The organism is Lentibacillus kimchii (assembly GCF_042666895.1).
Taxonomy (GTDB): Bacteria; Bacillota; Bacilli; order Bacillales; family Amphibacillaceae; genus Lentibacillus; species Lentibacillus kimchii.
In genome coordinates, this window is the sequence record NZ_JBHTGR010000012.1 from 102,522 (window position 1) to 108,521 (window position 6,000).

6 protein-coding genes, 2 rRNA genes and 1 pseudogene are annotated in these 6,000 nt (G+C 42.1%); 5 read left to right on the forward strand and 4 right to left on the reverse strand.

Translation table 11 applies throughout. The annotated features are described in order from the left end of the window. Positions 1-12 precede the first annotated feature (12 nt). Positions 13-237 carry an HTH domain-containing protein gene (locus ACFQU8_RS07415; RefSeq protein WP_382358576.1) on the forward strand — a complete coding sequence of 75 codons (225 nt, stop codon included), beginning with the start codon at positions 13-15 and terminating at the stop codon, positions 235-237. A 23-nt stretch (positions 238-260) separates the two neighbouring features. Here ACFQU8_RS07415 and ACFQU8_RS07420 read toward each other — a convergent pair whose 3' ends face one another. Together ACFQU8_RS07420 and ACFQU8_RS07425 are read right to left on the reverse strand one after the other, a co-directional pair. After that, entirely contained in the window at positions 261-986 is a 726-nt protein-coding gene (locus ACFQU8_RS07420) for a pseudouridine synthase (RefSeq protein WP_382358577.1), read from the reverse strand. 13 nt (positions 987-999) lie between these two features. Next, positions 1,000-2,616: a putative polysaccharide biosynthesis protein gene (locus ACFQU8_RS07425; RefSeq protein ID WP_382358578.1), complete on the reverse strand. Its 1,617-nt coding sequence runs from the start codon at positions 2,614-2,616 to the stop codon at positions 1,000-1,002. Positions 2,617-2,767: 151 nt separating this feature from the next. Between ACFQU8_RS07425 and ACFQU8_RS07430 the strand changes: the two genes are divergently transcribed. From ACFQU8_RS07430 to ACFQU8_RS07445, 4 genes and pseudogenes are all read left to right on the forward strand, one after another. Further along, positions 2,768-4,039 carry a BaiN/RdsA family NAD(P)/FAD-dependent oxidoreductase gene (locus tag ACFQU8_RS07430; RefSeq protein ID WP_382358579.1) on the forward strand — a complete coding sequence of 424 codons (1,272 nt, stop codon included), beginning with the start codon at positions 2,768-2,770 and terminating at the stop codon, positions 4,037-4,039. An 87-nt stretch (positions 4,040-4,126) separates the two neighbouring features. Next, the gene (locus tag ACFQU8_RS07435) at positions 4,127-4,258 is read left to right on the forward strand and encodes a hypothetical protein (protein WP_382358580.1); all 132 of its coding nucleotides are present in this window, start codon (positions 4,127-4,129) and stop codon (positions 4,256-4,258) included. A 189-nt stretch (positions 4,259-4,447) separates the two neighbouring features. Next, positions 4,448-4,642 (forward strand): annotated as a pseudogene (locus ACFQU8_RS07440) (transposase); the annotation flags it as partial. A 224-nt stretch (positions 4,643-4,866) separates the two neighbouring features. Further along, positions 4,867-5,220 carry a hypothetical protein gene (locus ACFQU8_RS07445; RefSeq protein WP_382358581.1) on the forward strand — a complete coding sequence of 118 codons (354 nt, stop codon included), beginning with the start codon at positions 4,867-4,869 and terminating at the stop codon, positions 5,218-5,220. Between the two features lie 334 nt (positions 5,221-5,554). Here the strand turns inward: ACFQU8_RS07445 and rrf are convergent. Both rrf and ACFQU8_RS07455 read right to left on the reverse strand, forming a co-directional pair. After that, positions 5,555-5,670: ribosomal RNA gene (gene rrf / locus ACFQU8_RS07450) — 5S ribosomal RNA — on the reverse strand. A gap of 120 nt (positions 5,671-5,790) precedes the next feature. Further along, a 23S ribosomal RNA gene (locus tag ACFQU8_RS07455) occupies positions 5,791-6,000 on the reverse strand; the annotation flags it as partial.

Consider the following 6,000-nt stretch of genomic DNA (forward strand, 5'->3'; position numbering starts at 1 on the left):
GAGAGTGATTGTTTGAGTCATTCAACATCGCGCATGCTAACAAGAGTGAAAGCCGTTTACCTCTACATCAGAGAACAGGGGACCGTATCAACCCAAAAAATCGCTGAAGAGTTCGGGACAACGAGACGGACGGTACAGCGCGATCTAAGCATTCTTACATATAATGGCCTCGTACAAAGCCCTAATAAAGGAAACTGGAAAATCACAAATAAACGCGTTAAGATTCCTGATGCTTGATAAGGAGACGCTGACATCTTCTGTCAGCGCTTTTTTTGCTCAGCTGGTTGCAGGCTCAACTCCTCTGCTTCAGTCAGTTCCCGGTATTCTCCAGGCTGTAATTGATTATCCAGTGTCAGCGTCCCCATTCTGATTCGTTCAAGAAACATGACTTTTTTGCCAAGTCCTTCAACCATTCGTTTCACCTGGTGAAATTTCCCTTCTGTAACCGTGATATAGACTTCGGACAAATCCCCCGCCTCAATGATTTCCAGCACAGCGGGCTTGGTCATATAACCGTCATCAAGCTCAATACCGCGCCGGAACTGGCTGACATCATCATCCGTTACATGCCCGTCGATCTGGGCATAATACACTTTCTCCACAGCTTTCTTCGGTGACGTTAATTGATGTCCCAGTTCACCATCATTTGTCATCAGCAGCAGTCCTTGTGTATCCTTATCGAGCCTCCCGACAGGAAATGGCTTAAACCGCTGATAATCAGCCGTCAGAAGGTCGACAACCGTCATTGTCTGACCATCGGCAGTCGCCGATATAAAGCCAGACGGTTTATTCAGCATGATGTAGATATAATCTTGATAGTGCACTTCTTCCTGATCGACAAGGACACGATCATAATCAGGATGTACCTGCAAATCACTCGATCTCACCAATTGTCCATTAACACTTACATGTTTCTTTTTTATCAGCGTTTTGACATCTTTCCGACTGCCGTAACCTGTATTGGCCAACAATTTATCAAGACGCATCCAAATCCTCCCGTCACCTGTGGAATAACCGATCCAATATATGGACCCGTTCGCCTAAAACTCGTTCAAGCAATGTTGACTGATAGCTGAACCAGACATAGACAAGACCGCCAATTGCTACACCAGCAACCAGCATCATAGCAGCTGAAAAGCGAAATGTTTCATAATCTAAAAACATGCCGAACAGACCTTTAACTATAGCAATTGCTATGACCATGAAAACAGAAAAGATGCAAATAAGCAAAAAACGTTTGAATGTCTGCTGGAAAGAAAAGTTAATTGACGTTTTAATGCGCCATAAATTCAGAGCGACTGCCGTACCCGAAGCAAGCACTGTTCCAAAAATCGCCCCTTTAGCACCGAACGTATGGATGAGCTGTATATTTAATAACACTTTAACTAACACACCTGCACTCAAGCTGATAACCGCAAATTGCTGCCGATTAATTCCCTGTAATACAGATGATGTCACAGTAAAGAGTGCAAACATTAGAGCAGCCGGCGCATACCAGGCTAAGAGTCCACCTCGGAAATCAATGTTACCCATACCAAATAAAGCGCCGTAAGCCTCATGTGACAGAACAACCAGACCCACGACTGCCGGAACAACGAGAACAAGCACAATCTGCAGTGCCTGATTGATCTGCTGATGCAGTAATGATCGATTATTTTGCATATACGTCTCTGTCATGGCTGGAACAATCGTGAGCGACATGCCTGTTGCTATGGTAACCGGGATGATCACCAGTTTATGACCGTAGTAATTAATGGTCGAATAAGCCGCATCGAACAAATCATACTGACCAATCGCGGTCATTGCCCGTGCCATCGTAAACTGATCCACCAGCTGATATAACGGAACAGCCACACCCACCATCACAAATGGACCAGCATAACGGAATAACTCGGCAAATAAACTCCTGAGCGGTATATCATACGTTTTTTTCTGCTGTTGAATAGTGCTGCGAATGCCAGACTTGTGTTTCTGCCAGAATATGAACAATACAATACAAGAGGCAAGTGCACCAATGAAGGCAGCAAACGTTGCAAATCCGACCGCTGTAACGATACTGCCATCAAGAATCTTCACAACAGTGAATGAGGCAATCAGTATAAAGCTAATTCGTACAATTTGTTCCACGACCTGTGAAATAGCGGTCGGCTCCATCGATTGATGCCCCTGAAAAAAACCGCGTACAATACTCATTGATGGAATGATTAAGAGCGCAAAACTGACCATGCGTATAACCATCGTTATATCGTCTACCGCAATGCCGTTATCTTCATCAGTGATCATAAAGCCTGCCAGCCATTCCGCCCCTATAAACAGTCCTAAAAATGCCAATATTCCCGTTACAGCCATTAACATAATGCCTGCTTTAAACATCCGCATGCCTGTCTCATAATCTCCAAGCGCATTATATTTGGATACAAATTTTGAAACTGCAAGCGGAACGCCGATTGTGGAAATACTGATTAAAATACTGTAAGGGTTATAAGCGAAGGCAAACAGTGTCCCACCGGTTTCACCCACTACTTCATTAAAGGGAATAACATATATCATCCCCAGAAATTTTGATAAAAAAGTTGCACCAGTAAGTATCATGGTGCCTTTAACAATATTCGACATTATTTCACCTGCATCTAAGTTTAAAAATCACATGTAAATGTTATTTTATCATATATACGACAAATGCAAGTTTAAAGGAAACTCAGGAAATAGGAATGCTTTTGCAGACCTTCAAAAGATGGTATGCTATGTGTGAAAGGACTGAAGAATTTTGACTTATGATGTCGTTGTAATCGGCGGTGGACCTTCTGGCTTAATGGCTTCTATCGCTGCCGCGGAACACAATGCCGAAACATTGCTGCTTGAAAAAGGCAGAAAACTGGGCACGAAACTTGCCATCTCCGGTGGTGGCCGCTGTAATGTAACGAATCGGGTGCCAGCCGAAGAAGTGATTAAACACATCCCAGGAAATGGAAAGTTTTTATACAGTCCATTTACGGTTTTTAGTAATTACGATATTATCAATTTTTTTAATGGCTTAGGTGTCGAACTTAAAGAAGAAGATCACGGACGGATGTTTCCAGTTACAAATTCATCAAAAACGGTCATCAATGCATTGGTCAACAAATTGCATGACCTTAACATTGAAATCCGCATGAAAACACCGGTAAAATCCGTCGATTACGGTGAAAATGAACATACCATCATACTTGAAGATGACTCAAAAATACTAACGAAATCGTTAATCATTGCTGTGGGCGGCAAAGCTGTTCCACACACTGGCTCAACTGGAGACGGCTATCCCTGGGCCCAAAAAGCCGGCCACACAATCACTGACTTATATCCAACTGAAGTCGCAATCACATCTGATGAGGCATTCATACAAAATAAACGGCTTCAGGGACTATCGCTGCGCAATGTTGCCCTCTCGGTATTAAACAAAAAATCGAAACCTATGATCACACATCAAATGGATATGATCTTTACACATTTTGGTATTTCTGGCCCAGCTGTATTACGTTGCTCGCAATTTGTTGTTAAGGAACTCAAAAAAGGACGTGAAGAAGTGCCGATGCTGCTTGATGTGTTACCAGACAAAACGGAGGACCAGCTTGTGACAGAGGTTTTGAAGTCAGCGGCAGATAATCCGAAAAAATCTGTCAGGAACTTACTGAAAGGCCTTATTCCCGAAAGACTGCTCGATTATATACTGTCAATTTGGAATATTAATCAGGAACAAAAAGCAGCGGAAACCTCCAAAGAAAGCTTTCGGCACGTTGTTCATGAGCTAAAGCAGTTCCACTTCACTGTTAACGGCAGTTTGCCACTAAAAAAAGCTTTTGTTACTGGCGGAGGGGTTTCTTTAAAAGAAATCGTCCCTAAAACCCTGCAATCCAAACAGATGCATGGTCTCTATTTTTGCGGGGAAATTTTAGATATTCATGGCTATACGGGTGGATATAATATAACCTCAGCTTTAGTAACCGGACGTCTGGCGGGGATGAATGCTGCCAGTGAATCGATTCGTGAAGATGGCAGTTGATACCTGTTATAGGCTGGTGCATTTAAGCCAAACTAATCAATGTTGGGGACTTAGAAAGGACTGAAGGATTTGCAGAATAATAATAGCATGTGGTTACCCCTGATTGCCTCTGTTGGTGTTGGAGCAGCAACGTATTACAGTATGACACGCAGTAACCAGTTCAGCCAGGCTATGCAACAGATGATTCCGTTTGTTTCTAGAATGAATAATGAACAATAAACAAATTGTCAGCACGTGATTTAAAAAGGGGCTGGGGCATAACTAGTGCCAGTCAGTATAAAAAAGGATCCAAGCATCAATTTTTATGCTTGGATCCTTTTTGGTCTGGATGATTATCACCATCCACATTTAGATCTGTGTTCGTGGCGGTATACTTTCTCAAGTTCACCGCCATGAACGCAAATCCTAATTCATTTCACGCGTTTCTCCTGGCGGTATTGCAAGGAGCGCGGGATCCGCCTAAGTGGCCCGAAACTTGGCAGACCATTGAAAGACGAACAGCTTAACGCAACACACAAACAAATGGAGCAACAGGATGCCTCCGAACGTAATGCGATCGAAGGTGAATTTGGGGAAGGCAAGCGCCGATATGGGATGGGCCTGTGTTTAAACATTCCTTTCATTTTGTTAATGCCTTTAACTTTATATCTATTTATGATAAATTAGAAACAATATTTTGATATTTTAAAAAGGGGAGCGTTGTTCATTTTGTCCCTAAACAAAAAATTGTAACAATTTCTGTTATGTCTGCTTGATTAGTCACCACAGTTGGCACAACAACTATCTGTGCTAAACCAACAGATTCCAATTCATCCATACAACCCATGATGTTAGTTTATCATGTAGATAAACCTATTCATGCATCTGGTTATATGACCAACAATGAATTATGGGAATTAATAGATAAAAGAAACCAAAATATTACTTGGTTTAGCATTGCTTCTACGATAGTTTATGGTGGGTTTGGAGCTATGGGTTTAGTAGGTTCAGGTACTGCTGGAATGGTTCCAGGTTTAGAAGGTGGACTCATGTCCTTATCTGAAACTAATATGGAACAAGCTGCTCGTGAAGGAAAAATGTTGTCTTGGGTTGAGGTTTACGCGGATGGCGTTGAAGGAAGCCTAAGTAAACAGGCGTATACTGTATATAGCGATCCTCCTGTAAAATTTGTGGAATATTAAAGGTACTTTTATGTCAAAAAAATTCATCGGTTATGATAGTAATGACCGCACTCAAAAAAGGCGTTATTGGATACTTATGCCACCGTCTTTTATTACGATGATAGTATTAGTCTTCACTTTACCAGACCTATATAAAGGCTTATCTATTATTGTTATATTTTTATCTTGGACAATCTTAACAATCTGGAATTACCTGTCAAAAAAAGGGTAGTTTAAATAACCCCAACTTGGGAGGTTATAGATTGAATATACCATGATATGTCACTTTTGTGTCTAACTTAATTTTATAACCTAGGTACAATAAAAACGGAAGCTTTATACTTCCGTTTTCACTGCCTGGCAACGTCCTACTCTTGCAGGGGTCAAACCCCAACTACCATCGGCGCTGGAGAGCTTAACTGCTGTGTTCGGCATGGAAACAGGTGTGTCCTCTCCGCCATCGTCACCAGACTTTATATTGATTTTGAAATCACAGAAACCATTATAAGCATTTTTAACTCAAAATGCAAGAGGTTTTTTAAACCTTTGCACCCTGAAAACTAAATAAGAGAACCATCAAGCTACATCCTGTTAGTTAAGTCCTCGATCGATTAGTATCCGTCAGCTTCACGTGTCGCCACGCTTCCACCCCGGACCTATCAACCTCATCGTCTTTAAGGGATCTTACTCACTGGATGTGATGGGAAGTTTCATCTTGAGGGGGGCTTCATGCTTAGATGCTTTCAGCACTTATCCTGACCACACGTAGCTACCCAGCCGTGCTCCTGGCGGAACAACTGG

Coding starts and splice junctions, on each gene's coding strand:
- ACFQU8_RS07420 (WP_382358577.1), bottom strand. CDS start 986: ATGCGTCTTGATAAATTGTTGGCCAATACAGGTTACGGCAGTCGGAAA.
- ACFQU8_RS07425 (WP_382358578.1), bottom strand. CDS start 2,616: ATGTCGAATATTGTTAAAGGCACCATGATACTTACTGGTGCAACTTTT.
- ACFQU8_RS07435 (WP_382358580.1), top strand. CDS start 4,127: ATGTGGTTACCCCTGATTGCCTCTGTTGGTGTTGGAGCAGCAACGTAT.
- ACFQU8_RS07445 (WP_382358581.1), top strand. CDS start 4,867: ATGTTAGTTTATCATGTAGATAAACCTATTCATGCATCTGGTTATATG.